Source organism: Herminiimonas arsenitoxidans (assembly GCF_900130075.1).
Taxonomy (GTDB): Bacteria; Pseudomonadota; Gammaproteobacteria; order Burkholderiales; family Burkholderiaceae_D; genus Oxalicibacterium; species Oxalicibacterium arsenitoxidans.
Window position 1 is genome coordinate 2,309,406 of record NZ_LT671418.1, and the last position, 25,124, is coordinate 2,334,529.

Consider the following 25,124-nt stretch of genomic DNA (forward strand, 5'->3'; position numbering starts at 1 on the left):
TGCCTACCAATTTCTGAATCTGTTAGGGGGTTGATAGAGATTGCCTGACCATCTGACCAAATCCTTCATGGACTTCGCGGCCAGCAGATCACGTGTCGCCAGCGAGACATCGACACCTATATCTTCCGGACGCTGAATCACACCGCGATCGCGCAAGTTATCGACTACACGTTGATCGCGCTTCATACCGACTTCGGTAAAGCCAGCGACACCGCGCACCGCTTGCTCGCGCTCTTGCGGATTGCTGCATTTATGCAAATGCGCGATGCCTTCTTCGGTCACGATCTGCGTGACGTCATCGCCATAAATCATGACTGGTGGCAGATCGAGCGAGAGGTCTTCCATCAACTGCCATGCATCCAGCTTTTCGGTAAAAGTAGGACTCATTTTTTCGCGGAAAGATTCGACCATCTGCACTACCAGCTTGCGGCCGCGCGGCATGGTGGCGCCTGTGGCTGCCGCCGATTCCTGGCCGGCCTTCAACCACGGATAACTGACGTGACGACGTGCACGTGACTCGGAACCGAAGTTGGGTGCGCCGCCAAAACCAGTGATGCGATTGAGCGTAGCGGTTGAGCTATTGCCTTGCGTATCAACCTGCAAAGTCGAGCCGATGAAGAGGTCAGCGTAGTGACCTGCGATCTGACAGAACACGCGATTCGAACGCATGCTGCCGTCCGGCCCGTTGAAGAACACATCGGGACGTGCTCGCACGTACTCTTCCATACCAAGTTCTGAGCCGGCGCAATGTATGCCTTTGACGAAACCGGATTCAATCGCCGGAATCAGTGTCGGACAAGGATTGACCGTCATGTAATTGCAGATCTTGCCGCGCAAACCGAGTGACTCGGCATACGTCGGCAGGATCAATTCAATCGCAGCCGTATCGAAGCCAATGCCGTGATTCAAGCGCGTAACGCCATACGGTGCATACAAACCCTTGATGACCATCATCGCCATCAGAATTTGTGTCTCGGTAATCTGTGCCGGATCGCGGGTAAAGATCGGTTCTATGTAATGCGGCTTGGGTGCCTGCACCACATACGAGACCCAATCACCAGGCACATCGACACGCGGTACGGTATCAACGATTTCATTGACTTGCGCGATGATGATGCCGTTCTTGAATGCTGTGCCTTCGGCGACAGCCGGCGTGTCTTCGGTATTCGGCCCGGTGTACAAATTGCCATTGGCATCTGCACTTTGTGCGGCTATCAGCGAGACGCGCGGTGTCAGGTCCATGAAGTAGCGACCGTACAGTTCTAGATAGGTGTGGATCGCACCGACATTGATTTTTCCAGCTTTGATCAGGCGCGCCAGCCGCACGCCTTGTTCACCGGAGTAACAAAAATCAAGGCGCGATGCGACTCCACGTTCGAACACATCCAGATGCGAGGCCAAAGCCAGATTCGATTGAATGATGTGCAGATCGTGCACAAGATTTGCATCGAGTTTGGATAAAGCCAGTGCCAGAAAATCGGCATGCTTCTGGTTGTTGCCTTCGACGCACACGCGGTCACCAGATTCTATGACCGAGTGCAGCAATGCAGCGATATTCTCTGCCGCGACTACTTTGCCGTTGGCGTGCGGCGCACCACGTTTAAGGCGCGCCGCTGTGTTACGTGCCAGCGTATCCCACTGAAAGTCCGGGGACATTTTCATGCTACGACCTCCACTACTTTAGTGCGCTTGCCCAGCAAGCTGGAAATCAATGGCCATACCAAGGTAATCAATGCCAGCGTAGTGATCGTGCCGACCAGATAGTTGGACCAGAAGATGCTCATGCCACCATGCGACAACAACATGGTTTGGCGGAAGGCGTCTTCTGCCTTGTCGCCCAACACCATCGCCAACACCAAAGGTGCCAATGGATAGTCCAGCTTCTTCAACACATAACCAACTGCGCCGAACAAGACCATCAACCACACATCGAACATCGCGCCATGCACGGTATAAGCACCGATCGCACACAACAAAATGATGATGGGAGCAACGATGGTGAAAGGCACACGTAGAATCGCAGCGAAGAAAGGCACGGTACTCAAGACCACGATCAAGCCGACCACGTTACCGAGATACATACTGGCGATCAAACCCCAGACAAAATCCTTCTGCTCGACGAACAGCATCGGCCCCGGTTGTAAACCCCACACCATCAAGCCACCCAATAACACTGCTGCTGTTGCCGAACCCGGAATACCGAGTGCGAGCATAGGCAGCAACGCTGTCGTGCCGGATGCATGTGCTGCGGTTTCCGGTGCTAATACGCCTTCCAGGCTGCCCTTGCCGAACTGATCTTTCTCTTTTGAGAAACGTTGTGCGATGCCGTAACCCATGAAGGATGCCGCCGTCGCACCGCCTGGCGTGACACCCATCCATGCACCGACCAGAAAGCTGCGAACCAGCGATGCCCAGTAACGCGGCAACTGACGCCATGTCTGCAAGACGACCTTGAGATTAATACCAGCCTGCTTGCCGCGGAAGGCCAAACCTTCTTCCATCGTCAACAGAATTTCACCTATGCCGAACAAACCGATCACGACAATCAGGAAGTCGACACCACGCAACAGCTCATCAAAACCAAACGTCATACGCAGGCCGCCAGTGATGGTATCCATACCGATGGTGGCAAGACCGAAACCCAGCATCATCACGAGTATGGTTTTGAATGGCGAACCGCCACCCATGCCAACAAAGCTGCAAAAAGTCAGCAGATAAACTGCGAAGAATTCCGGTGGACCAAACTTCAACGCGAACGAAGCAACCAGCGGTGCGAGGAAGGTGATCAAGACCACCGAGAAAAACGCACCGATGAACGAACCGCTAAAAGCTGCAGTCAATGCTTCGCCGGCTTTGCCTTTCTGCGCCATCGGATAACCGTCGAAGGTCGTTGCCACCGACCACGGCTCGCCCGGAATGTTGAACAAAATCGAAGTAATCGCACCACCGAACAAAGCGCCCCAATACAGGCACGACAACAAAATGATGCCGGCCGTCGGCTCCATCGAAAACGTCAGCGGCAATAGAATCGCCACGCCATTTGGCCCGCCCAATCCCGGCAATACGCCGATCAGGATGCCCAGCGTGACGCCTATGAACATCATCAAAATATGCTGTCCCGTGAGGGCGACAGAAAACCCGTGCATCAAATAACCCAACTCTTCCATGAATGTCTCCTTCTATGGATATCTTTATTAGCGGTATTCAGTACCCGAATGCCGCTTCAAGTGGGCCCTTGATCAACGGAACCATGAATTGAATTTCGAACAACCAGAACACGACTGCTGCGACTGCCAAACTGACGCTTGCCGATTTCAGCCAACTGTATTTACCCAACACGCGCATGAAGCCACCGATCAACAAAATCGCTGCGATATACATGCCGAGAAATTGCGCCACGATGACGAAGCCGATGATAGGCACCAGTACTTGCAGTACCGGCTTGATCTGTTCACGCGTGACGAAAGATGAATTGCTGAGCGCCTTGTTGCGTGTGCTGTTGTACATAACGAACAAGGCTGCAATACACATGATCACGCCGATGCGGAAGGGGAAATAACCGGACTTGGGTCCGGTAGTTCCCCAGCCTGCGCCGCGGTGATAGCTATCCCACATCAGCACACCACCGGCGATGAAAAATGCCAGCGCACAGGCGAGTTCCGCCACACCGTGTTTGATAAGAACACGGCCCTCTTTTTCATTGCTATCCATTTGTAGACGCTCCGTTTATTGAGGCGCTGCCAGGAAACCTGCTTTTTTCAACAAGTCGTAATGCATGTCTGCATCGGTCTGGAGGAATTTCTGCAAAGCTGGGCCGGTGAGGAGGGCATCTTTGAAAGCATTGCGATTGGAGAATTCTTTCCATTCTGGTGTTGCAACTATCTTCTTCATCTGATCGACGTAATAAGCAACCTGATCCGGTTTGACACCAGAAGGCAGGAACACACTACGTTGCATCAGATAAGTCACGTTCAGGCCAACCGATTTGCAAGTTGGAATGCTGGACCATGATTCCGTCGCAGTAACTTTGTCGGTTTGTGCCATCGGTTTGTCATCGAACACACACAGCGGACGCAGTTGACCAGCACGCCATTGCGAAACGGCTTCAACCGGATTGTTGACGGAGACATCGATGTGATTGCCGACCAATTGCGTCGCCACATCGCCGCCGCCTTTGTATGGGATGTAATTGAATTTAACGCCTGCTGCTTGTTCTATCGCGGCGAACAAGAGATTGTCTTCACGCTTGGAACCGGCACCACCGGCACGAATTTCACCTGGCTTGGCTTTGGCTGCTGCCAACAATTCAGCGGCAGTTTTATATGGTGAAGCGGCATTTACCCACAGTACAAATTCATCCATCACCAGATTGGCGACCGGCGTCATGTCTTTCCATGTGAAAGGGACATTCGCCGTCAGCGGCAACATATACATGTGCGATGCAGAAATCAGAATCTTGTTTGGATTGCCTGGCGAAGTTTTCAAATCGATGAAACCTTCCGCACCACCGGCACCACCTTTAGGCGTCACGATGTATGGCTTGTTGGCAAGACTGTGTTTGACGACGATACTGGACATCAAACGTGCCATTTGATCGGTGCCGCTACCGCTACCGGAAGGCAAGACCATTTCGACGGCTTTGGTTGGTTCCCACGCGAAGGCCGTGGAGCAGAGCATGGTTGCGGCGACGAAAGAAAGCGACGCACGTGTGGCGTTGAGGCGGTTGAACATGTTTTGTCTCCTGATTATTTTGCCGCGCAAACTCGTAAATCGCACGGTCTGGTTGGTGGTGCTTTTGCACCTGATTGATATATTCTGCTTATATATTAGTTGTGTCAATCAATTTTACAGGTTTTTTAATTCATCGAATTTCGACCGAAATACAACAATTATCTGAGTCAAGAATGCAGATTTTGACTGGCTCATCTTTTCCGCTAAAGCACTAACTTGCTGGGCACCAGGCTTTCCTGAGGGCGGCCAGCAATCACGCCACCTTGCAGTAACACACGACGCATTACTTAACGGCCTTTACTGGCTGTACATCTGTCGTATTTTGTATACGCGGCAGCGAGTAATCGATGGGCTAAAGAGGGTAAAGATCGGGATCTTCTGCGGTACAAAATGACCAGACGAAGCTGACCAGTATTCACAATTTCTGCGCCCATAACTAATAGGACTTTCAAGAGTCGCCCCAGAGGGGAAACACTGCTATCACCCTATTCCGATACTGATTGTTTGACGGTCATCAAAAGAGTGCGACTATGATAATCAATCGCACGGAGAAATATTTGTGATATCTTAGATGGACATAATTAATATATAAATCGTTTCGAGACCCATTCCCATCCTCTGGAGGAGACTATGAAAAAGCCCGTTTCATCGCTTCAAAGACGTACCGTTTTAAAAGCTGCCGGTGCTGGCATCGCGACCGGATTACTTGGCATCCCTGCCTTCGCACAAAACAAACCTTTACGCGTCGGCATCATTGCACCGCGTGGCGGTGTCGCCGGCACTATCGGCGAATGCGGCTTGCGCGGAGTCGAATGGACCACTGCCCGCATCAATGCGGCCGGTGGTATCGGCGGCCGCAAAGTCGAACTGGTGATCCAGGAAGAGACTTCACCGAAAGACACCATCGATCGCTTCCGCAAACTGGTGCTACAGGAAAAAGTGGATTGCGTACAAGGCATCGTGTCCTCCGGCGTCAGCCTGGCGCTGGCACCGGCCGCTGAAGATTCGCGCATGCCAACCATTTTCTGGGATGGCACCACGCAGGACGGCGTGAAAGAAACCATGCCTAAGCCTAAGTATGTATTCCGCAGCACGGATAACGAGTGCGAAGCGGTGATGGCCTCGCTGCTGGCGATCAAACATTTCAAAGGCAAGTTCAAGCGCATCGCTTGCGTCAACCCTGATTACTCGTATGGCCGCAATACCTGGACCGCATTCCAGGCGCTGTTGAAGAAATACGGCATCGAACACGAAGTCGTATCCGAACAATGGTCGAAGATCGGCAACCTAGACCTCACCGCCAACGTCGCTGCACTGAAGGCTGCCAAGCCTGACCTGATTTTTTCATCGCTGCTGTTTGCCGATTTGCCGGTCTTCATGAAACAGGCGCACAACGCCGGTCTCACCGAAGGTACACGCTTCGTCTTGCCGGCCGCCGGCTGGCAACACACCGCGATGAAAAAAGAGTTCACACCTGAAGGCATCGTCTGGGGTCATAACACGATGTACTTCGATGATCCGAAAGCATCGGCAACGCAGAAGGAATTCGTCAAATGGTATGCCGACAAGTACAAGGATTACCCGCACTGGGAAGCTGACCGCGCGTATTTCTCCATGATGGTCTACAAGGCTGGCCTAGAGAAAGCACTGGCAGCGAAAAAATCCTGGCCTACAGCGGAAGAAATTTGCCTGGCGATACCAGGTGTGCAGATCGAGTCGCTCGGCGGTAAAGGTGCAATGCGCGCCGACCATATTGCCAACCAGACTTTCCATCAGGGCTTGTCGACCAATAAAAATAACTACGACTTCCCGACACTGGCATCAGTCGAGACCATGTATTCCGACCAATTGCAGAAACCGACAGGCGCGGATTTCTGGGAATGGCTGAATACCGCAAACTTCAAGATCTAACACCTGACAAAGAGGAGGGAACTTCCCTGGCCAATACTTAGTAATTAGTATCAGCCAGGGAGGGGTGTATCTATGGCTCCGTTTTTTAATATCCTTTTGGCCGGCATCTTCCAGGCAGCAGTCTTGTTCCTGGTCGCATCCGGTTTGCAACTCATCTTCGGCGTGCAGCGCATCATCAACCTGGCGTGCGGATCGATTTATGCGCTCGGCGCATATTTCGGCATCTTCGTCACTTCATGGGCATTGAGCAAAGGCTTGCCGGTTCATTTATTTCCATTCGTCCTGCTCGGCGCCGGCATCGTCATCGGCCTGATCGGCATCCCGCTGGAAAGACTGATACGCACTATTTACAACCGTCCTGAATCCTTCCAGTTGCTGCTGACCTTTGCAGTGATGTTGATGTTTCAGGATGTACTGCGCTTCTTCTGGGGTGCCGACCCGCAGCAATTGCCGAACGTTTCGATGACCTTCGGCACCATGTCGGCCTTCGGTGTCAGCATGCCGACCTATAACGTGATGGTGATTGCAGTTGCAGTTGCACTCGCGATCGGCATGGCTTATTTCCTCGGCAAAACCAAGACTGGCAAGATCCTGCGTGCTACTGCAGAGAATCGTGAAACCAGCGCGGCAATGGGCATCAATGTGACCCGCGTGTATGTGATGGTGTTCACCCTCGGCACCATGCTCGGCACGATAGGTGGCGCACTGGTGATCCCGAATGCAGCGGCATCGCTGGAAATGGGCGTCGAACTGGTGGTCGAGGCATTTGCGGTGGTCGTCATCGGTGGTCTCGGCAGCATGAAAGGCGCAGCAGTCGGTGCCCTCATCGTCGGCCTGATACGCGCACTCAGCGCCATGTATTACCCGGAAGCTGAAATCCTGGCTATCTATGCAATTGTGTTGGCGGTCCTGATCTGGAAGCCGGCAGGTCTCTATGGAAAGGCTGAAGCATGAGAACCGATACCGTACACAGTGCGCCTATTACGGCGCCGGAAGAATTGGAGTTCGTTGCACCACCGGGTATCTCCCGTGTCAAACTGATCGCAGGCGGCCTGGTCGTCGCCATGCTGGCGGTTGCACCACTGGTCGTCAGCCAGTACTACATGACGCTGTTGATTCCATTCTTTGCTTATGCCGTGATCCTGCTCGGCTTCAACCTGCTGTTCGGCTATGGTGGCTTGCTGTCCTTCGGTCATGCACTCTTCATCGCGATCGGTGCGTATGCAGCAGCGGCTATGGTGGCCAAGACCGGCATGGTGTCATTCGAGCTGATGTTGCTGACCGCAATCGTGGCATCGACCATTATTTCGATACCGATAGCATGGCTGGCGAGTCGTTTTACAGGCATCTTCTTCGGCATGCTGACTTTGTCATTCGGTATGCTGTTCCACTCCTTCCTCAACAAGTTCTATTACATCACCGGTGGTGACAGCGGCATGCGCGTGCCACGCCCGACCTTGTTCGGAATGGAGCTGGATCAGTTCGACAAGACAGCTTTCCTCGGCGGGCCGTTTTACTACTACTGCCTAGTAATGATTCTGTTACTGACACTGGTGATGTGGCGCATCGTGCGTTCTCCTTACGGCATACACCTGATGGCTTCGCGGGACAATGCGGTGAAGGCACTGTACCTCGGCGTCAAAATTCGTAGCGTACGTGCGATTGCATTTGTCATTTCAGCCGTCTACGCATCGATAGGCGGCGTGATCCTCGGCGTGAATACCGGCCTAGCCGATCCTGAACTGGCTTACTGGACGCACTCCGGCCACCTCGTTTTCATGGCGGTACTCGGCGGCTATCAAGAGTTCCTCGGTCCAGTATTGGGCGCCTTCGTCTTCATCCTGCTGCAGGATGAATTGTCGTCGCTCACGCAATATTGGCGTTTCTTCCTCGGTGCGATCCTGGCGATCCTGGTGATAGTTCTACCCGGCGGCATCATGGGTGCGATCCACAAATTCAAGTCGAAGAAGGGAGAGCAAGCATGAGTACCAATGATGTATTGCTCCATGCAACGCAGATCTCGCGTCACTATGGCGACTTCATCGCGCTCCACAATGTGGACCTCTCAGTCTCGCGCGGTGAATTCGTTTCCGTAGTCGGGCCTAACGGTGCCGGTAAGACCACGCTGGTCAACGTACTGACCGGCTTGCATCAGCCAACTACCGGCAACGTCCATTTCAATGGTTCCAATATTGCCGGTGTCGGTGCGGTTGATCTTGCAACGCGTGGCCTCGCACGTGCCTTCCAGCTCACCAGTATTTTCCCTGAACTGACGGTACGCGAAACGATAGCCGTCTCTGCCTGTTCGTATTTGAATATGCGCTGGAACGGCTTCGGCCATTTGTTCGGCAACCGCAAGGTCAACGATATCGTCGTCCGTACCGCCGATGCCTTCGGCCTGTCGCCATGGCTGGATACCAAGGGCGGTTCCCTGCCGCATGGCCGTCGCAAGCTGCTCGACGTGGCGAGTGCTTTTGCACTGCATCCGAAAGTCATGCTGCTGGACGAACCGACTGCAGGCGTTTCCACCGCCGATAAACACGGCGTCATGGAAACCCTGTTACGTGCCGCCAAACATATGGGAATTGAAGCAATCATGCTGGTAGAACACGATATGGATCTGGTATCGCGCTATTCGACACGCATCATTGCGATGCAGGGCGGCAAGAAGATCGCCGACTTGCCGCGCGATGAATTTTTTGCCAATGAAGAAGTAATGTCCATCGTCGTCGGCAAAGGAGCGCACTGATGTCCCTCGCACTTGAAAACGTCAATGTCATCCTGGCCGGCAATCCGGTCATGCGCGATATCTCTATGCGCATCGAGCCGGGTGAACTGGTATGCCTGGTCGGGCGCAACGGTGCCGGCAAGTCCACCACCTTCCGCTCCATCATGGGTTTCCAGCCGCTGAAATCCGGCGCGATCAAATGGAAAGGCGACGCAATCAACGGCATGCCTACGCACAAGATCGTTGAACTCGGCCTCGGCTATACGCCAGAAGGCAGCGATGTATTTGGCGACCTCACGGTTGAAGACAATATCGCGCTGCCGACCTGGACGCGCAAATCGGCACGCAGTGCGCAAGAGCGTATCGATGAAGCGTATGCAGTCTTCCCCAAGCTCAAGCAATACCTGCATCGCGGTGGGCAACAGCTATCCGGCGGCGAACGCAAGATGGTATCGATCGCCCGCGCACTCGCACTGGATCCTGAACTCTTGTTGCTGGATGAAGCCTTCGAAGGTTTGTCACCGGCCATCATCCCGACCATTAGCGAAGGCTTGCAAAGTATTTTGAAACAGGGACGCGGCGTGTTGCTGGCCGAATCCAACTTCTATCACTTGCCGCCTTTTGCAGATCGCCTGTATGTGATCGAACGTGGTGAGATCGTGTTTGAAGGAACACTGGCGCAAGCCGAAGCCGATACAGCGACGATGAAGATCATCAAGGGAACCTGAGGCCACCGAAGTCGGCCTGTACACAATGCAGGTCGGCAAATTGGCAAAGGTGAAGATGTAAAAAGGGCTGCAGATGCAGCCCTTTTATTTTCCTGCTTTCATTTACCCCGCTTAGTCGCCAAGCTTGCCATGCCATGCTGCATCGATGATGTGTGCATAGGTAGCGGGCACATCTTTTACCGGGAAAGCCTTGGCCAAACGGGTCACCGCCAGCGCATCCTGCGTGAGTCCTGCCAGATGCTCCTGGCCGACACCAAATGCCTGCAAAGTCGTCGGGATGCCGAGCTGACCGATCAGGTCGCGTATCAATACCGGCAACTGACGCAAGGCACTCGCTTGGTCTTTGGTATCGATGCCGAACAGGCGCGCAACTTCCAGCAATTCCGTTGCACGCACTGTGCGCAAGGCGTCCAGCACGTATGGCAACATCACCGCATTGGTACTGCCGTGCGTGGCGTGCGTCAGTCCGGCAACTGCATAAGCAATACCGTGTACTGCATTCAAACCCGCACCGCCGTATGACAGTGCAGCATAGTGGCTGGCATATGCCATGCCTATGCGCGCTTCGGTATCGCTGCCGTCCTTGTAGGTGCGCATCAAGAAACGTGCGCACAGAGCTATCGCTTCACGCGCAAACAACATGGTCAGCGAAGAACGTCCGCTATAGCCGGGATCGACCTGACCGCCGCGATCGAATTCAGCCGAATCCAGAGTCAGGTAAGACTCCACTGCATGGGTTAAGGCATCCACACCTGAATCCGCAGTCACGCGCGGCGGGCAGGTATAAGTAAATTCCGGATCGATCAGTGCAATCACCGGGCGCAAGACGTTATCCATCACCGCGACTTTGGTCGCGTTAGACGGATCAATCAGGATCGCACCGGGTGTCGCTTCGGAACCGGTACCGGCTGTTGTGGGCAATGCAATCAAGGGCAAAGCCTTGGGTGCAGCAGGCAGGGCGCCGATAAAGTTTTTTACCGGCAAACCGTCGGGTATCGTCACACACAAAGCTTTAGCCAGATCAATATTGCTGCCACCGCCGAGGGCGATGATGTGATCCGGTTGCGTCGCGCCGATTTGTGCGCGTATCAATTTGGTCGCGTCATCGCACAAGGTCGTGGTTGGATCGGCTGCGCCACCATCAAACACGATAGTCGAAATACCCAGTGCTTCAGCCGCAGCCAGGTACTCGCGCACCCAGGGTGTTTGCTTGCTGAAAAAAGTATCCGTCACCAGCACACCGGATTTATAGCCGAGGCGCTCCAATAAGGCAGGTAATTGCGCGCGGCTACCGCAACCAAGGACAACCCGTGCAGGCGGGCAAAAATGGATCAAATCATTACTTCTCATGGGAACTCCGCAGGGTTGGAAGATCAGATAAAAAAGCGCGCATTTCGTCAACAACGCGCGCTGTGTTTTGCGTGAGGATGCTGTGCATCGCATCGTCTATCGTGCTCAGTTGTGCTTGTGGCAAACCGCGTTTTAATAACTGCGCATGCACATAAGGCGAGTCTTCATCGGCGCTGCCATGTACGATCAGAACCGGCAAATCCATCGTCGGCAACAAAGCGCGCTGATCGCTTTGGCTAATGCTTTGCCAACTCCAGGCGACTGCGTCACGGTCTGCCGCATCGCGCAAACCCAGTCTTTGTTCCCGCGCCGTGATTTCTTGCAGCAAGGCGCCATGCTCGGTGGCATGGAACCAACTGGTTTGCTGCAATACCGGGCTACCCGACATCAGGATCAAAGCTTGCGGCAGGGGCACGCCCTGTTCCTTCAGCAAAGCCATGGTCGCCAACGTGACCGACACACCCATGCTCCAGCCGGCTAGTACATAGCGCGGCGTAGTCACATAGCGGGTAATGACTTTAGCGATTTCTTTGGCGAACTCGTCGAGACTGTAATCTGCGTCGCCATGCCCGCGAAAAGCCTGGCCACGTCCGCGCATATTCGGTAATACCCAGCGAACTTGATCGCCCAAGGCCTCGGTTACTGGCTGCCAGCTGGCACGTGTTCCCTGGATTCCATGCAACGCTACGATCGTGACTGCACCATCACCGCGACAAACCACGTCCATTGGATCGTCTTGCTGTACAGAAATCTGATTGAAATTTATCATACTAGTCATATATAAGATGAATTACAGTAGGCAAAACTGTTTTTTAAAACCATAATTGCAAGCATGCACAACAAGCTGTATCTCCCATCCAGACTGACCACAACCATTTGATCGCCCCATGACAGCCACCAAAAAAGCGCCACGCAAATCAGGTGCAACAAAAACTGCAAAGCAGACAAAAATGTCGTCCCCTCAATCTGCAATGCAAGACATGGCCGAACCCAAGCTCAAGCTGACTGATATCGCTTACGAACAAATCGAAGAAGCGATCATCACCTTGCGCATTCCGCCTGGATCAGTGATTTCCGAACTGACCTTGAGCGAGATGCTGAATATCGGTCGCACCCCAATTCGTGAAGCCATCCAGCGTCTGGCGCGTGAGCACTTATTGCTGGTACTGCCACAACGCGGCTTGCTGGTTCCTGAAATCGATCTGCGCAAACAACTCAAGCTGCTGGAAACACGTCGTGAAGTAGAGCGCCTAGTCTGCAAGAGCGCCGCGCGCCGCGCATTGCCTGAAGAACGTGAGCGCTTTGCGCGATTGCACGATGAATTCATACATTCCGCAGCTACCGACGATGACGTTGCCTTCTTGCGCTCCGACCGGGAATTCAATGAATTGTCGCTAGTTGCAGCGCGTAATGAATTTGCCGAAGGTGCGATGCGCTTGATGCATGGTCTATCACGTCGCTTCTGGTACTTCCACTACAAACAAGCTGCCGACGTACCTGAAATGGCACGCTTGCATGCCGCAGTCGCAGGAGCCATTGCCAAAGGTGATGTGAATGCAGCCGGCGAAAGTCTCGACCTGCTGCTGGATAACATCGAAACCTTCACCAAAGCCACACTGATGTCGGATATGTAATGACAACGCCGGGCATGCCCGGCGTTATTGCATCAAATCACCAGACCGCGATCGATGGTTGCTTCTTCTTCCTTGGTCAACTGCGGGCCGTCCAGCGTTACGCGAGAATCGTCGTAACGGAAGCGCTTGATGATCGGCTTGAGATCTTCCTTGATGTGCTTTTCGCTATAGCCGTTGAACAGATGGCCCAGCAAACCGCGGTCCAGATCTGTCGTACCCATCACCCAGTCAGCAATCGGGAAGGTCAGGTTCATGTTGTACTTCATCATGATCCCTTGATTGTGATGTGCAGTATGGTGACGACGGATCGTATTGATGAACGGGACGTTGCGTACAAACCAGTTCTCATGCACGTGACAGCAATAGTGGAATGTTTCGTAGATCAAATACTGCGCAACCATCGTCATGAACAGGATGTAACCTGCGTTCGCATTGATGATGATTGATGCCAGATAACCCAGCGTCAAGCCACCCACACCCAAGGTAATCAAGACGCGCCACGGGAAAAACACAATGCGGAATTCACGTGTTGTATCTATCGTCGCTTCATTGTCAGTGAAGTATTGATGATGTTGACGGGTATGCCGGTCGTAAATCGCACGCAATGCATAGACATCGATTTTGCGATGCATGACAAAGCGGTGCATGGCCCATTCGACAAAATTACCTGCCAAAAATACCGGAATAACGATCAACCATTCCCAGCCTGCATTCTGCAATTGCGTCAGGCAATACCAGATTGCGGCTATACCGGTCGCGTACATCACGCCGATATGCAATAAACCGTTGTAAAGCGGACTGATGTCGGCCTTGTATTGTTCGCGGAATTTCCGCTGGCGTTCACTCATCATGATAAATCTCCAGAAGTAGATGAATTATTCTTATTGTGTATGACTGATATATTAGTTATATCCGAAGACACTGTCAAGCATCTGTTTCGATTCTGTTGGCGCGCGCTGTTTTACCTGCTAATGTGCAACTGCGTAGTTGATATGCACATAACAAACAAGAAAACCGGGAGACAGGGATGAAGACAGCCAGCACCCTGCGGTTGATATAGCCGTCCGCAGCGCCGCATCGAGCAATACCCGAATGCAATACATGCAATAGAGAAACCGGCCTCGCCTTTTATCTTGAAAGTCACTGGAGAATTTGCCCATGCTTGAACTGATCTCAGATCCACAAATCTGGATGGCCTTCATTACCTTGACCGCACTGGAGCTGGTGCTGGGCATAGACAACATCATTTTTATTTCGATATTGGTCGACAAGCTTCCGGTCGAACGACGAGAATTCGCGCGCAAGCTGGGCTTGTTCATCGCCATGTTCATGCGCATAGGCTTGCTGATGGTATTGGCCTGGATAGTCGGCCTGACGGCACCACTATTTACCGTCATGAATCAGGAAATCTCGGGGCGAGACTTGATACTGATAGGTGGCGGACTATTTCTGATCTGGAAAAGTACGGGGGAGATCCATCAATCGCTGGAAGGTGAAGAGGGCCACACGTCGAGCACGGTCAAGGCCACCTTCACTGCCGTGATTCTGCAGATCATGGTGGTCGATATGGTGTTTTCGCTGGACTCCATCATTACGGCGGTCGGCATGGTTGAGCAGATCGAAGTGATGGTAGCCGCAGTGATTTCTTCCGTTGCCTTGATGATGCTGTTTGCCGGACCGATCGGCCGCTTCGTCTCACGCCATCCATCGATCAAGATTTTGGCGCTGGCATTCCTGGTCGCCATTGGTATTGTGCTGATTGCTGAAGGCTTCGATCAACACATACCCAAAGCCTATATCTATAGCGCGATGGCATTTGCACTGGTGGTGGAGTTGATCAACATCCGCATGCGTTCACGCGCCAAACCCGTGCATCTGCATGCGCCGTATGCGTCCGACGAAGCAGCAACGGATAAATAAAAAAACGGCGCGATAAAGAAAGTCTTTATCGCGCCATTTCTTTATCCAGTAGTTTTTCGATCAGGCGGTTTTCCGCATCGCCAGTATCGCTTCATGATCAGTCATGAAGATATGCTCCTGCCCCAAGGCCTTGATCCAGCCCGCATTATCCAGCACATCCCACACCTGCTTCTTGATGGCAGACACATACAAAGTAATACCTTGACTGTGCAAAGTTGCATGCAAGGATTCCAGCGTATCGACGCCACTGGCATCGATATCATTGACCGAACCTACACATAGCAATACCGAACGGATATCGTGATCGGCGCTGCAACGCGCAACCACAAAACGCTCCAACGCTGCACCAGTCAGAAAGTTGAGCGCAGCATCGATACGCACCGCCAGCACACCGGGAGCCAGTCGTGGCAATTCAAAGCGCAGGCTGTCGCGCAAAGTGCCATCTTCATGCTCGCTGACTTCAATAATGCGCGGCTGCATGTGACGATACAGATAAGACACCATCGTCAGCGTAATACCCGCGACCACACCCCAATGCAAACGCGGCATCGCGATTATCGTCACAACAAAGGTCACTATCGCAATCGCCGCATCATCGCGCGAGATTACAAACAAGCGCTTGAATGCAGAAAAATCGAACAAGCCAAATACCGGCACGATAATCATCGCCGCCAATACCGCGCGCGGCAGGTAATACAGCAGATCTGCCAAAAACAATAAACTGAACAACACGCACAAGGCACTGAACAAGGTTGACCACGCGCTAGTCGCACCTGCATACAGATTAAGCGCCGAACGCGAAAAAGAACCGCTGACCGGGAAGGCACCGCTGAAACCACTCGCCATTTTCGCCAAACCCTGACCGATCAATTCCTGATTCTCATCCCAACGCTCACGTCGCTTGCGTGCCAACACGCGGCAACTCGACATCGCTTCGGTAAAACTGATCAAAGCCAGCACCAAAGCCGCCGACCACAGATCGCGATGCTGATCGAATGAAATCGCTGATGGCCAAACTAGTGGTGGCAAACCCTTGTCGATATCGCCAACGATCGCTGCGCCAGTCGCGTTGTAGCCGACCGCCCAGCTTAATGCGGTGCCGAGTATCGTCACCAGCAAAATTCCAGGGAAACGCGGAAAGAAACGCTTGCTCGCGATCAGCAAAATCAAGGAGCCTATGCCGAATAGGCTGGTCATCAGCATGATGGAAGGTGCATCGATGACGCGTGCAAATACATCACCTATATTCGCCACGAACAAATCGGGCACACCGATCAAGGCCGGCAATTGCGACATCATGATGATGATGGCCGCCGCATTGATAAAGCCGATGATGACCGGCTGCGACACCAGATTCGCCAAACCACCGAGCCGAAATGCACCGAGCAAAAACTGTATCCCGCCGGTATAAATCGATAACCAGATTGCCAACGTCACCCATTGCATACTCGCCGGTACTGCCATCGGTGACAACGAACCGAACACCAGCAAACTGGTCAGCGCCGCCGGACCAACCGCCAGCAAGGCTGACGAGCCCCACAAGATACCAATCACACTCGGAATCAAGGCCGCATACAAACCGGTTGCTGCCGGCATCCCGGCCAAAGTCGCATACGCCACCGCTTGCGGAATCAAGACCAGACCAACGCTGATACCTGCCCACGCATCGTTCTTCAACGAAGCAACAGTCGGCCGCGGCCAATTAAGGAAAGGGAAAAACCGTTTGATGTCGAAACCAGAATTCATATTGGGAAAATACTGTTCAGAAATATTGCTTGATTAAATTGACTCAGCTCACTGCAGCTTACCGCCGCGCAACGCTGTTTTATTGCTCATGACCTACTCGTTTTACCGCGACTATGAGCGCGCGTACAATAAGCCGATGGATATCACACTGCCAGAGCTGGAAGAAGCGATCAACTATTGGCGCAACTTGCGTCCCTCACTAGGTGAGGAGCGCGCGCTATCGCCGGAAGTCAACGAACTGGCAAAGCTGTACGCGCTAATGATCTTCCATCAACAAAAATCCATCTCCTACACATCTTTGGATCAGGCTTGCCGACAATTGATCGATGCCTGGCGCAAACAAACTGCCTGAAATCAACTTACCGCCATGTGCTGCGCCTGGCGTTGCAACAAGGCTTTCTCCGTCTTACGCGCCGCCTGTGCCTTCAGCTTGGTATTGGCTTGCCCCGCATAATCGCTACGCAACACATCGCTCGCCTCTTCCTCATCCATGCCTTCCGTCACCAGCCATTGTGCGACCAGCACCGCCAGCCGTTCCAATGCAATCCGGTTGGTCGCATCGGTAGTCGCATACAACCAATTCGATAAACGCATGAAGTTGGCAAATGGCGAATCCGATGCAGACGCGTGCAATATCAACGGCAAGGTATGTGCAAAACGTCCCGAGTTGGCAATCAAATCCCAGTAGCGGGCAAAGCGTACCAACTGCTGCATCGCATTGAAGTCGATACGATCCGTCGCCAAGATCGTGTACGGTGGATGCGGATCAAACACCAGGCCGTAAGTTTCGGTATGGCGAATAATCGGTGTGCCACGCAAGCGCTTCAAGATACCGAATTGAATTTCATGCGGCTTCAGTTCCAGCAAACGATCAAAGCCTTGTGCGAAGCTGGCTATATCTTCACCCGGCAAACCGGCAATCAAATCAACGTGCAAATGCGCATGCGAGTTCTCGCACAGCCAACGGATATTTTCCGCTGCTTTTTCATTATTCTGTTTGCGACTGACCAAGGTCTGCACATCGGGATTGAAACTCTGGATGCCGATTTCAAACTGCAGCGTACCGGCCGGGAATTTCTTGATGCCTTCTTTCAAGGCATCCGGCAAATGATCGGGCACCACTTCAAAGTGGGCATAGACCGGATCTTCCGGATACGCTTCTAGCTTGTCGAGGAAGAACTGCATGATCTTCAAGCTGGATTTGATATTTAGATTGAAAGTACGATCGACGAATTTGAACAAGCGTGCGCCGCGCGCATGCAGCGATTCCAGCTCACTCAGGAATTTATCCAGATCGAAAGGCCATGCGGTCTTGTCCAGTGCTGACAAACAGAATTCGCATTTGAACGGACAACCGCGCGACGCTTCTACATACAGCGTGCGGTTCTTGATGTCGTCTTCGGTGTACAAGTCATACGGCATGTTCAACTCAGCCAATGGCGGTTGCACACCGGCATGTATCTTCATCAATGGCTTTGGACCGTGCAAGATCTGTTTGCACAATTGCGGGAAGGTGACGTCGCCCCAACCAGTGACCAGATAGTCCGCCAGTTGCACGATACTCTGCTCGGATGACTCATACGACACTTCCGGCCCGCCCAGCACGATCACCACTTCCGGCGCGACGCGCTTGAGCAGGGCGACCAGCTTGGTGGTTTCTTCCACATTCCAGATATAGACGCCGAAACCGATGATGCGTGGCTTGTTTTGCAATAGCTTTTCAGCCATATCGGTCGTACGCGCGCCGATGACGAATTCCTGCAATTGCGTGACGTCCTGCAAGTCGCCCATGTTTGCCTGCAGATAGCGCAAACCCAGCGATGCATGCGTGTAACGGGCGTTGAGTGTGGAAAGCAGTATGGTCATGAGGCGGCAGTAACAACGAAACAGCCATTTTACGCCGCTCTATCCAAAACCAGAGCGGATTTGGCACAACTGACAACATGCGCTCTTATAATGATCCAGCTGCACGCACCTGCGTCGGCAAGCGACACACTACATTTACCGTGTTCCATGATCAGATTCCCACACCTTTTGCGCTACGCTGCCTGCTTGCTCTTGTGCATGGTCAGCACTGTCCATGCCGCATCACGCATCAGCGAAGTCAGCAACGACGCCTGCAATACGATGCGCCAGCAGGGCGTCTTGCAAAAAGATGCGCCTGTCACTTGTGCGCAACTACGCATCGTGCATTTTTCCTATCTGGATTTCGATGGCAAATTGCGTGACGATGGCGAAATCATGGTGATGGCAGCGGCAGCCGAACACGTACAAGCGATCTTCGATACGCTATTGAAACGCAAATTCGCTATCGCCGGCGCACGCTTGATGGACCACTACCACGGCGACGATCTGGCCGCCATGCGCGACAACAACACCTCCGCCTTTAACGACAGACGCATCACCAACGGCAACGCGCCATCGCTGCATGCTTATGGTTTGGCAATCGATATCAATCCGATACAAAACCCGTATCTGCAATTTGAAGCAGACGGCAAGGCTGTCTACAGCCCGACTGCCGGCAGCAAGTACGCCAATCGCCTGTCCATCCGTCCCGGCAAACCTGCGCGCAAGGGCATGGCGGAAGAAGTGGTCGATGTCTTTGCCGAGCACGGCTTTTTGATCTGGGGCGGCAACTGGGATGCACCTATTGATTATCAGCATTTTCAAGTCAGCCGCCCTTTGGCAGAACGTCTGGCGGCCTTGCCTGTTACGCAGGCGCGCGCCGTTTTCAATGCGTATGTCGAGCGCTATCGTTCCTGCGTACTAAGCCGCAAGGATCAGAATCGCATCGCCGCCCAGGCGACTTGTGCAACTTCTGTTGAACGCGGCAGCCCTTAATCGCATCTATCTATACCTAAGACTTGACGAAGCAGCAGGGTGAGTGTGTACTCTCATCAAAACCCGGCATTCAAGAACATATACATTTTCGGAGACTTTATTCATGCTCATCAATTGCGTCGCCTATCAGGACGGCAATAAATTATCCGACATTCCCATCGAGGAAATCAGTGACTATCTGCAACGTCCAGACTGCTTCGTCTGGGTTGCGTTGAAAGATGCAGAACCGGCAGAGCTGGAACAGATGCAGGAAGAATTCAATCTGCATGAGCTCGCGGTGGAAGATGCGCGCAATGGTCATCAACGTCCGAAAATAGAAGAATATGGTGATTCGCTTTTTACCGTGGTCAAGACTGCGGAAATGATAGATGGCGAATTACAAATAGGCGAGATCGATATTTTCACCGGCAAGAATTATGTCTTGTCAGTACGCAATCGCAGCAATCAAGGTTTCCTTGGTGTGCGCGCACGTTGCGAACAGGAGCCGGAGCAATTGCGCAAAGGCTCGGCCTTCGTGCTGTATGCCTTGATGGATGCGGTAGTCGATCGCTACTTCCCGGTGGTGGAAAGTCTGGAAAGCGAACTGGAAAAGATCGAAGACAAGATTTTTGAAAAAGGTCTGGCGCGTCTGAACATCGAACGTCTATACGATCTGAAACGACAAGTGGTGATGCTCAAGCACGTGGTTGCACCACTGATGGAAGCGGTCGGAAAATTATCTGGCGGACGCGTACCGGTACTGTGCGAAAGCACGCGCGATTACTTTCGCGATGTCGGCGATCATCTGTATCGCATCAATGCGCTGACCGACGCGATCCGCGAAACCGCCGCCACTGCGATTCAGGTTAACTTGTCGATGGTGACGATTGAAGAAAGTGAAGTGAATAAACGTCTGGCCGCATGGGCTGCGATTTTTGCGGTGGCTACCGCCTTCTTCGGCCTGTGGGGCATGAACTTCAAGTTCATGCCGGAACTGGACTGGAAGTACGGCTACCCCATCTCAGTGCTGCTGGTGGTCTGCGTCTGCAGCTATCTGTATTACCGCTTCAAAAAATCCGGCTGGCTATAGCTAAGCAAAACCGCGCGGCAACGAGAGCCAAGTTTTATTTCGTTGTACCGCGCGCAATACCTTCCAACATACTGAGCGCAACGGCTTCCGCTACACGTATGCCGTCGATCGCCGCCGACATAATGCCGCCGGCATAACCAGCACCTTCACCGGCGGGGAACAAACCGCGCGTGTTGATGCTCTGCAAATCGTCGTCGTTACGCTTGATGCTAATCGGCGATGAGGTACGTGTTTCCACACCGGTCAACACCGCATCGTTCATCGAAAATCCCTTGATCTGTTTTTCAAATGCCGGCAATGCTTCGCGTATCGCGGCTATCACGTAGCTCGGCAATGACGTATTCAAATCGCCAAGCTTGACGCCCGGTTTGTATGACGGCATCACAGAGCCGAATTCCGTCGAAGGACGATCTGCGATAAAGTCACCCACTAACTGCCCCGGCGCATCATAATTGCCGCCGCCAAGTTCGAACGCGCGTGATTCCCACTGACGTTGAAACTCCATGCCGGCCAAAGCATGACCAGGATAATCGGCTGGCGTGATGCCAACCACGATGCCTGCATTCGCATTACGCTCATTGCGCGAGTACTGACTCATGCCGTTAGTGACGACGCGACCTGGCTCGGAAGATGCGGCAACAACCGTACCGCCCGGGCACATACAGAAGCTGTAAACCGAACGGCCATTGCTGGCGTGATAAACCAGTTTGTAATCGGCTGCACCCAAGACCGGATGGCCGGCGTTCGGCCCCAAACGACATGCGTCGATCAGTGATTGTGGATGTTCAATGCGAAAGCCGATAGAAAACGCTTTCGGCTCAAGGTAAATGCCACGTGCGTGCAGCATCTCAAAAGTATCGCGCGCACTGTGACCGATAGCCAAGACAACGTGATCGGTTTCTATATGCGAGCCATCAGCCAGTTTGAGGCCGCAAACCTTACCGTCTGCGATTTCAATATCATCGACCTTGCTCTCGAAACGGAATTCGCCGCCCAGCCTGACGATCTCTTCACGCATCAGCTCGACCATCTTCACCAGACGGAAAGTACCTATGTGCGGCTTGCTGACGTACATGATTTCTTCCGGCGCATCAGCCTTCACAAATTCCATCAGTACTTTGCGACCGTAATGCTTGGGATCTTTTACCTGACTCCACAGCTTGCCGTCGGAAAAAGTACCGGCACCGCCCTCACCAAATTGCACATTCGATTCCGGATGCAGTTCACGTTTGCGCCACAAACCGAAGGTATCTTTGGTGCGTTCGCGCACTTCCTTTCCGCGCTCCAGAATAAGCGGACGAAAACCCATTTGTGCCAGAATCAGCGCGGCGAAAATGCCGCAAGGGCCGAAACCAATCACGACCGGACGCATGGTCAGGTCGGCAGGCGCTTGCGCCACAAAATGGTAACTGGTGTCGGGCGCAATCGTGACGTGACGATTGCCTTGCAAGCGCTTCGCATGCTGGTCTTGATCACGTACTTCGACATCGAGCGTGTAGACCATCACGATCGCGTTTTTCTTGCGCGCATCGTAACCACGACGAAAAACCGTGTGCTTGATCAGGTCGCCTGCATTGATACCAAGTCGCGCAATAATCGCGGCTAGCAGGTCTTCTTCGGAGTGGTCTAAAGGGAGTTGAACGTCAGTGAGTCGCAGCATGCTTGTTTCTAGCCAATCTTGTAAAAATCTTCTGCCTATGTCGGTCGGCAGCGCGCTATTTTACTCCACTCGTTTTTATTCGAAGACAAAGACCGCGTACCGAACAAATCCGCGCAATGCATCACGCTACATATGCGAAATCATGATTTAACAATATTTTTCGATTCTTCAGACATGTCAGATGTGCAAAACATGTGAAATCTGCTCTTGTAATACGCGAACACTTCTCTATGAAAAACTAACTTTTTCAGCCGCGCAACGCATACATGTACAAATACGGCGAAATCGTAACCGTCGTTGACTCATGGAAACTATTTGTTTAAGGTGAATCAGTGCAAGGCCACAGCCTTACAGGGGCCTTACAGCAACCGCAACTATCCGTTAAAAATAGACGTTCTCAGAACGCATAACAGAGACTGCAAGGAGGTGCACATGGCCGCAAACAGCACACAATCCGTCACCGATGCAATGTCAGGCGAATCGCTGGAATTTTTATCTTTCACACTGGGTAACGAAGAGTACGGCGTTTCCATACAAAAAGTGCAGGAACTGCGCGGTTACGATACCGTCACGCGCATCGCAAATGCTCCCGACTTCATCAAGGGCGTCGTCAATCTGCGCGGCATCATCGTGCCTATCATCGACATGCGCATCAAGTTCAATCTCGGCTCACCGACTTACGATCAATTTACCGTTGTCGTGATACTCAACATCGGCGGTCGCGTGGTGGGCATGGTGGTCGATAGCGTGTCCGACGTCATTACCTTGACACCTGAGCAAATCAAACCTGCACCGGAAATGGGCGGCGCACTGGCTACCGATTATCTGGTTGGCCTGGGCACCGTCGATCAGCGCATGTTGATTCTGGTCGATATCGACAAGCTGATGTCCAGCAACGAAATGGGTTTGATCGAACAGCACGCGTTGTAAAGCCCCAGTCACGTCCAACCCATCCCTGCGGATGGGTTCGCGCCTGCAGCACAATCATCTGCGACTACCCTGCTCCAACTACAACCTGTTTGCTTGGGATACATATGTTAAAGAATATAACGATCAAATCGCTACTCTTGTTTGCGATGGGGATTCTATCCATCTTGCTGATTGCAACTGGCGCGCTGGGACTGACCTCGCTGGACACGACCAACAAGGCTTTGAAGAGCGTGTATGAAGATCGCACGGTGGCACTGGGAGAATTGAATGTCGTCATCACACTGCTGACCATCAATCAACTCGATTTGGCCGCATCGATTTACGGTGATCCCAACCTGGTCATACCGAAAATGGATGCGATAGAAAAACGCACCAAGGAAATTCACAAGGCCTTCGCCGACTACATGCAGACTAAATTGACACCAGCTGAAAAAGAGCTGGCTGACAAATTTTCTGCCAGCCACAAAATTTTTCTCGACAAAGCATTGCTGCCAGCCATTGCAGCATCACGCGGCGGCAATGTCTTGCGCGTGACTGAAATCGTCAACGGCCCGATGGAAGAGTTAGTCAAGCCGGTACGTGATGATGTACACGGCTTGATCGACTTTCAATTGCAGGAAGCAAAAAAAGAATTCGAGGAATCGCAAACACGCTTCACCCTGGTACGTAATCTCTCGCTCGGATTCATTGCCTTCGGCGTATTGCTTGCCGCCTTCATGGCCTTCTGGCTGATACGTCTGATCGTGCGTCCGCTGCGCGAAGCAGTGCAGGTTGCCAAGAGCGTTGCCGCCGGCGATCTGACACAACAGATCAGAGTGCAATCATCCAACGAAACCGGGCAGTTGCTGCAAGCGATCAAGGATATGAATGACAGCTTGTCCAAAACCGTCAGCGCAGTACGACATGGCACAGAAACCATCACCACCGCTTCCGGCGAAATCGCCTCCGGCAATGCCGACCTGTCCAGCCGCACAGAATCACAAGCAGGTTCACTGGAAGAAACCGCCAGCTCGATGGAAGAACTGACCTCAACCGTGCGCCAGAATGCAGACAATGCACTGCAGGCAAATCAACTGGCAGCCTCCGCCTCCGAAGTTGCCGTCAAGGGTGGCCAGGTCGTCAGTGATGTCGTGCAAACGATGGGCTCCATCAAGGATAGTTCACGCAAGATCGTCGACATCATCGGCGTCATCGATGGCATCGCTTTCCAGACCAACATCCTGGCTTTGAATGCCGCAGTTGAAGCCGCACGTGCCGGCGAACAAGGTCGCGGCTTTGCAGTGGTGGCGTCCGAGGTACGCAATCTCGCACAACGCTCCGCCGCCGCCGCCAAGGAAATCAAAGCGCTTATCGGTGACTCTGTACACAAAGTAGAAGAGGGCAGCCTGCAAGTCACGCAAGCCGGCAAGACGATGGAAGAAATCGTCAACAGCGTCAAACGCGTGACCGACATCATGAGCGAAATCACCGCCGCCAGTCAGGAACAAACTGCCGGGATAGAACAAGTGAACCAAGCCATTGCGCAAATGGATCAAGTCACGCAACAGAATGCCGCACTGGTAGAACAAGCGGCCGCAGCAGCAGTAGCGCTGCAACAAGAAGCCGGCAGTCTGTCGCAAGTCGTGAGCGTATTCAAACTGGGTACCGACAGACAAGAAGTGACAACGCATGCCCGCGTTACACCGATTTCCAGTGCGACTGCTAAAACAAAAAACAAGATCCTGCCTGCGCGACACGAGCAGGACGCGACAGCAACGCCCAAGCTCACCATGGCTACGGGTACTGACAACGATTGGAAAGAATTCTAAAGAAACCCGCCCCACCGTCCCATCACATCTTGCAGTAACGAACACGGTTCTGCGGTTCTGAATTCATA

The 25,124-nt window shown here is 52.9% G+C and carries 22 protein-coding genes; 12 read left to right on the forward strand and 10 right to left on the reverse strand.

Annotated features, from left to right (window positions below; genetic code table 11):
- Positions 1 to 3: 3 nt before the first annotated feature.
- The 4 genes from mdcA to BQ6873_RS10915 are packed head-to-tail and all read right to left on the reverse strand — an operon-like array spanning position 4 to position 4,731.
- The gene (gene mdcA / locus BQ6873_RS10900; protein ID WP_407928028.1) at positions 4 to 1,662 is read right to left on the reverse strand and encodes a malonate decarboxylase subunit alpha; all 1,659 of its coding nucleotides are present in this window, start codon (positions 1,660 to 1,662) and stop codon (positions 4 to 6) included.
- Positions 1,659 to 3,167 carry a tripartite tricarboxylate transporter permease gene (locus BQ6873_RS10905; RefSeq protein WP_076592666.1) on the reverse strand — a complete coding sequence of 503 codons (1,509 nt, stop codon included), beginning with the start codon at positions 3,165 to 3,167 and terminating at the stop codon, positions 1,659 to 1,661. The genes mdcA and BQ6873_RS10905 overlap by 4 nt, the downstream gene beginning before the upstream one ends.
- Positions 3,168 to 3,204: 37 nt before the next feature.
- Positions 3,205 to 3,711 (reverse strand): tripartite tricarboxylate transporter TctB family protein, encoded by a 507-nt coding sequence (locus BQ6873_RS10910; protein WP_076592667.1) that lies wholly within the window; start codon positions 3,709 to 3,711, stop codon positions 3,205 to 3,207.
- Positions 3,712 to 3,726: 15 nt separating this feature from the next.
- Positions 3,727 to 4,731, reverse strand: coding sequence for a Bug family tripartite tricarboxylate transporter substrate binding protein (locus tag BQ6873_RS10915; protein WP_076592668.1), 1,005 nt, complete (start codon positions 4,729 to 4,731; stop codon positions 3,727 to 3,729).
- A gap of 630 nt (positions 4,732 to 5,361) precedes the next feature.
- Here BQ6873_RS10915 and BQ6873_RS10920 point away from each other — a divergent pair.
- The 5 genes from BQ6873_RS10920 to BQ6873_RS10940 all read left to right on the forward strand — a co-directional run bounded on the left by BQ6873_RS10920 (position 5,362) and on the right by BQ6873_RS10940 (position 10,098).
- Complete coding sequence (locus BQ6873_RS10920) at positions 5,362 to 6,642, forward strand: ABC transporter substrate-binding protein (protein ID WP_076592669.1); 1,281 nt, start codon at positions 5,362 to 5,364, stop codon at positions 6,640 to 6,642.
- A gap of 72 nt (positions 6,643 to 6,714) precedes the next feature.
- The gene (locus BQ6873_RS10925; RefSeq protein ID WP_076592670.1) at positions 6,715 to 7,596 is read left to right on the forward strand and encodes a branched-chain amino acid ABC transporter permease; all 882 of its coding nucleotides are present in this window, start codon (positions 6,715 to 6,717) and stop codon (positions 7,594 to 7,596) included.
- A complete protein-coding gene (locus tag BQ6873_RS10930) occupies positions 7,593 to 8,627 on the forward strand; it encodes a branched-chain amino acid ABC transporter permease (RefSeq protein WP_076592671.1) in 1,035 nt (344 codons plus the stop codon). The genes BQ6873_RS10925 and BQ6873_RS10930 overlap by 4 nt, the downstream gene beginning before the upstream one ends.
- On the forward strand, positions 8,624 to 9,391 hold the full coding sequence (locus BQ6873_RS10935) for an ABC transporter ATP-binding protein (RefSeq protein WP_076592672.1): 768 nt from the start codon (positions 8,624 to 8,626) through the stop codon (positions 9,389 to 9,391). Before BQ6873_RS10930 ends, BQ6873_RS10935 begins: the two co-directional genes overlap by 4 nt.
- Complete coding sequence (locus BQ6873_RS10940) at positions 9,391 to 10,098, forward strand: ABC transporter ATP-binding protein (RefSeq protein ID WP_076592673.1); 708 nt, start codon at positions 9,391 to 9,393, stop codon at positions 10,096 to 10,098. The genes BQ6873_RS10935 and BQ6873_RS10940 overlap by 1 nt, the downstream gene beginning before the upstream one ends.
- A gap of 111 nt (positions 10,099 to 10,209) precedes the next feature.
- On the opposite strand, the gene BQ6873_RS10945 is transcribed toward BQ6873_RS10940, so the two are convergent.
- Positions 10,210 to 11,448: an iron-containing alcohol dehydrogenase gene (locus BQ6873_RS10945; protein ID WP_076592674.1), complete on the reverse strand. Its 1,239-nt coding sequence runs from the start codon at positions 11,446 to 11,448 to the stop codon at positions 10,210 to 10,212.
- Positions 11,438 to 12,226 carry an alpha/beta fold hydrolase gene (locus tag BQ6873_RS10950; RefSeq protein ID WP_231949321.1) on the reverse strand — a complete coding sequence of 263 codons (789 nt, stop codon included), beginning with the start codon at positions 12,224 to 12,226 and terminating at the stop codon, positions 11,438 to 11,440. The genes BQ6873_RS10945 and BQ6873_RS10950 overlap by 11 nt, the downstream gene beginning before the upstream one ends.
- 172 nt (positions 12,227 to 12,398) lie before the next feature.
- Between BQ6873_RS10950 and BQ6873_RS10955 the strand changes: the two genes are divergently transcribed.
- Entirely contained in the window at positions 12,399 to 13,082 is a 684-nt protein-coding gene (locus BQ6873_RS10955) for a GntR family transcriptional regulator (RefSeq protein ID WP_076594075.1), read from the forward strand.
- 32 nt (positions 13,083 to 13,114) lie between these two features.
- On the opposite strand, the gene BQ6873_RS10960 is transcribed toward BQ6873_RS10955, so the two are convergent.
- A complete protein-coding gene (locus BQ6873_RS10960; protein ID WP_076592675.1) occupies positions 13,115 to 13,933 on the reverse strand; it encodes a sterol desaturase family protein in 819 nt (272 codons plus the stop codon).
- Positions 13,934 to 14,240: 307 nt separating this feature from the next.
- On the opposite strand from BQ6873_RS10960, the gene BQ6873_RS10965 reads away from it, so the two are divergent.
- Positions 14,241 to 15,002, forward strand: coding sequence for a TerC family protein (locus BQ6873_RS10965; protein WP_076592676.1), 762 nt, complete (start codon positions 14,241 to 14,243; stop codon positions 15,000 to 15,002).
- Between the two features lie 60 nt (positions 15,003 to 15,062).
- Here BQ6873_RS10965 and BQ6873_RS10970 read toward each other — a convergent pair whose 3' ends face one another.
- Positions 15,063 to 16,748 carry a SulP family inorganic anion transporter gene (locus BQ6873_RS10970; protein ID WP_076592677.1) on the reverse strand — a complete coding sequence of 562 codons (1,686 nt, stop codon included), beginning with the start codon at positions 16,746 to 16,748 and terminating at the stop codon, positions 15,063 to 15,065.
- 136 nt (positions 16,749 to 16,884) lie between these two features.
- Here BQ6873_RS10970 and BQ6873_RS10975 point away from each other — a divergent pair, with 136 nt between their 5' ends.
- Complete coding sequence (locus BQ6873_RS10975; RefSeq protein WP_076594076.1) at positions 16,885 to 17,100, forward strand: DUF3717 domain-containing protein; 216 nt, start codon at positions 16,885 to 16,887, stop codon at positions 17,098 to 17,100.
- A 2-nt stretch (positions 17,101 to 17,102) separates the two neighbouring features.
- On the opposite strand, the gene BQ6873_RS10980 is transcribed toward BQ6873_RS10975, so the two are convergent.
- Positions 17,103 to 18,614 (reverse strand): B12-binding domain-containing radical SAM protein, encoded by a 1,512-nt coding sequence (locus tag BQ6873_RS10980; protein ID WP_076592678.1) that lies wholly within the window; start codon positions 18,612 to 18,614, stop codon positions 17,103 to 17,105.
- A 198-nt stretch (positions 18,615 to 18,812) separates the two neighbouring features.
- Here BQ6873_RS10980 and BQ6873_RS10985 point away from each other — a divergent pair, with 198 nt between their 5' ends.
- Entirely contained in the window at positions 18,813 to 19,589 is a 777-nt protein-coding gene (locus BQ6873_RS10985) for a M15 family metallopeptidase (protein ID WP_231949322.1), read from the forward strand.
- A 103-nt stretch (positions 19,590 to 19,692) separates the two neighbouring features.
- A complete protein-coding gene (gene corA / locus BQ6873_RS10990; RefSeq protein ID WP_076592680.1) occupies positions 19,693 to 20,658 on the forward strand; it encodes a magnesium/cobalt transporter CorA in 966 nt (321 codons plus the stop codon).
- Between the two features lie 34 nt (positions 20,659 to 20,692).
- Here corA and BQ6873_RS10995 read toward each other — a convergent pair whose 3' ends face one another.
- Positions 20,693 to 22,318, reverse strand: a complete 1,626-nt coding sequence (locus BQ6873_RS10995) for an NAD(P)/FAD-dependent oxidoreductase (RefSeq protein WP_076592681.1) — start codon at positions 22,316 to 22,318, stop codon at positions 20,693 to 20,695.
- A gap of 432 nt (positions 22,319 to 22,750) precedes the next feature.
- On the opposite strand from BQ6873_RS10995, the gene BQ6873_RS11000 reads away from it, so the two are divergent.
- Together BQ6873_RS11000 and BQ6873_RS11005 are read left to right on the forward strand one after the other, a co-directional pair.
- Complete coding sequence (locus BQ6873_RS11000; RefSeq protein ID WP_076592682.1) at positions 22,751 to 23,248, forward strand: chemotaxis protein CheW; 498 nt, start codon at positions 22,751 to 22,753, stop codon at positions 23,246 to 23,248.
- A 104-nt stretch (positions 23,249 to 23,352) separates the two neighbouring features.
- Positions 23,353 to 25,056 carry a methyl-accepting chemotaxis protein gene (locus BQ6873_RS11005; RefSeq protein ID WP_076592683.1) on the forward strand — a complete coding sequence of 568 codons (1,704 nt, stop codon included), beginning with the start codon at positions 23,353 to 23,355 and terminating at the stop codon, positions 25,054 to 25,056.
- Positions 25,057 to 25,124: the final 68 nt, after the last annotated feature.

Bases quoted from the DNA above. Each gene is read 5' to 3' on its own strand.
- mdcA (WP_407928028.1), bottom strand. From the start codon at position 1,662: ATGAAAATGTCCCCGGACTTTCAGTGGGATACGCTGGCACGTAACACA.
- BQ6873_RS10905 (WP_076592666.1), bottom strand. From the start codon at position 3,167: ATGGAAGAGTTGGGTTATTTGATGCACGGGTTTTCTGTCGCCCTCACG.
- BQ6873_RS10910 (WP_076592667.1), bottom strand. From the start codon at position 3,711: ATGGATAGCAATGAAAAAGAGGGCCGTGTTCTTATCAAACACGGTGTG.
- BQ6873_RS10915 (WP_076592668.1), bottom strand. From the start codon at position 4,731: ATGTTCAACCGCCTCAACGCCACACGTGCGTCGCTTTCTTTCGTCGCC.
- BQ6873_RS10920 (WP_076592669.1), top strand. From the start codon at position 5,362: ATGAAAAAGCCCGTTTCATCGCTTCAAAGACGTACCGTTTTAAAAGCT.
- BQ6873_RS10925 (WP_076592670.1), top strand. From the start codon at position 6,715: ATGGCTCCGTTTTTTAATATCCTTTTGGCCGGCATCTTCCAGGCAGCA.
- BQ6873_RS10930 (WP_076592671.1), top strand. From the start codon at position 7,593: ATGAGAACCGATACCGTACACAGTGCGCCTATTACGGCGCCGGAAGAA.
- BQ6873_RS10935 (WP_076592672.1), top strand. From the start codon at position 8,624: ATGAGTACCAATGATGTATTGCTCCATGCAACGCAGATCTCGCGTCAC.
- BQ6873_RS10940 (WP_076592673.1), top strand. From the start codon at position 9,391: ATGTCCCTCGCACTTGAAAACGTCAATGTCATCCTGGCCGGCAATCCG.
- BQ6873_RS10945 (WP_076592674.1), bottom strand. From the start codon at position 11,448: ATGAGAAGTAATGATTTGATCCATTTTTGCCCGCCTGCACGGGTTGTC.
- BQ6873_RS10950 (WP_231949321.1), bottom strand. From the start codon at position 12,226: ATGACTAGTATGATAAATTTCAATCAGATTTCTGTACAGCAAGACGAT.
- BQ6873_RS10955 (WP_076594075.1), top strand. From the start codon at position 12,399: ATGTCGTCCCCTCAATCTGCAATGCAAGACATGGCCGAACCCAAGCTC.
- BQ6873_RS10960 (WP_076592675.1), bottom strand. From the start codon at position 13,933: ATGATGAGTGAACGCCAGCGGAAATTCCGCGAACAATACAAGGCCGAC.
- BQ6873_RS10965 (WP_076592676.1), top strand. From the start codon at position 14,241: ATGCTTGAACTGATCTCAGATCCACAAATCTGGATGGCCTTCATTACC.
- BQ6873_RS10970 (WP_076592677.1), bottom strand. From the start codon at position 16,748: ATGAATTCTGGTTTCGACATCAAACGGTTTTTCCCTTTCCTTAATTGG.
- BQ6873_RS10975 (WP_076594076.1), top strand. From the start codon at position 16,885: ATGGATATCACACTGCCAGAGCTGGAAGAAGCGATCAACTATTGGCGC.
- BQ6873_RS10980 (WP_076592678.1), bottom strand. From the start codon at position 18,614: ATGACCATACTGCTTTCCACACTCAACGCCCGTTACACGCATGCATCG.
- BQ6873_RS10985 (WP_231949322.1), top strand. From the start codon at position 18,813: ATGGTCAGCACTGTCCATGCCGCATCACGCATCAGCGAAGTCAGCAAC.
- corA (WP_076592680.1), top strand. From the start codon at position 19,693: ATGCTCATCAATTGCGTCGCCTATCAGGACGGCAATAAATTATCCGAC.
- BQ6873_RS10995 (WP_076592681.1), bottom strand. From the start codon at position 22,318: ATGCTGCGACTCACTGACGTTCAACTCCCTTTAGACCACTCCGAAGAA.
- BQ6873_RS11000 (WP_076592682.1), top strand. From the start codon at position 22,751: ATGGCCGCAAACAGCACACAATCCGTCACCGATGCAATGTCAGGCGAA.
- BQ6873_RS11005 (WP_076592683.1), top strand. From the start codon at position 23,353: ATGTTAAAGAATATAACGATCAAATCGCTACTCTTGTTTGCGATGGGG.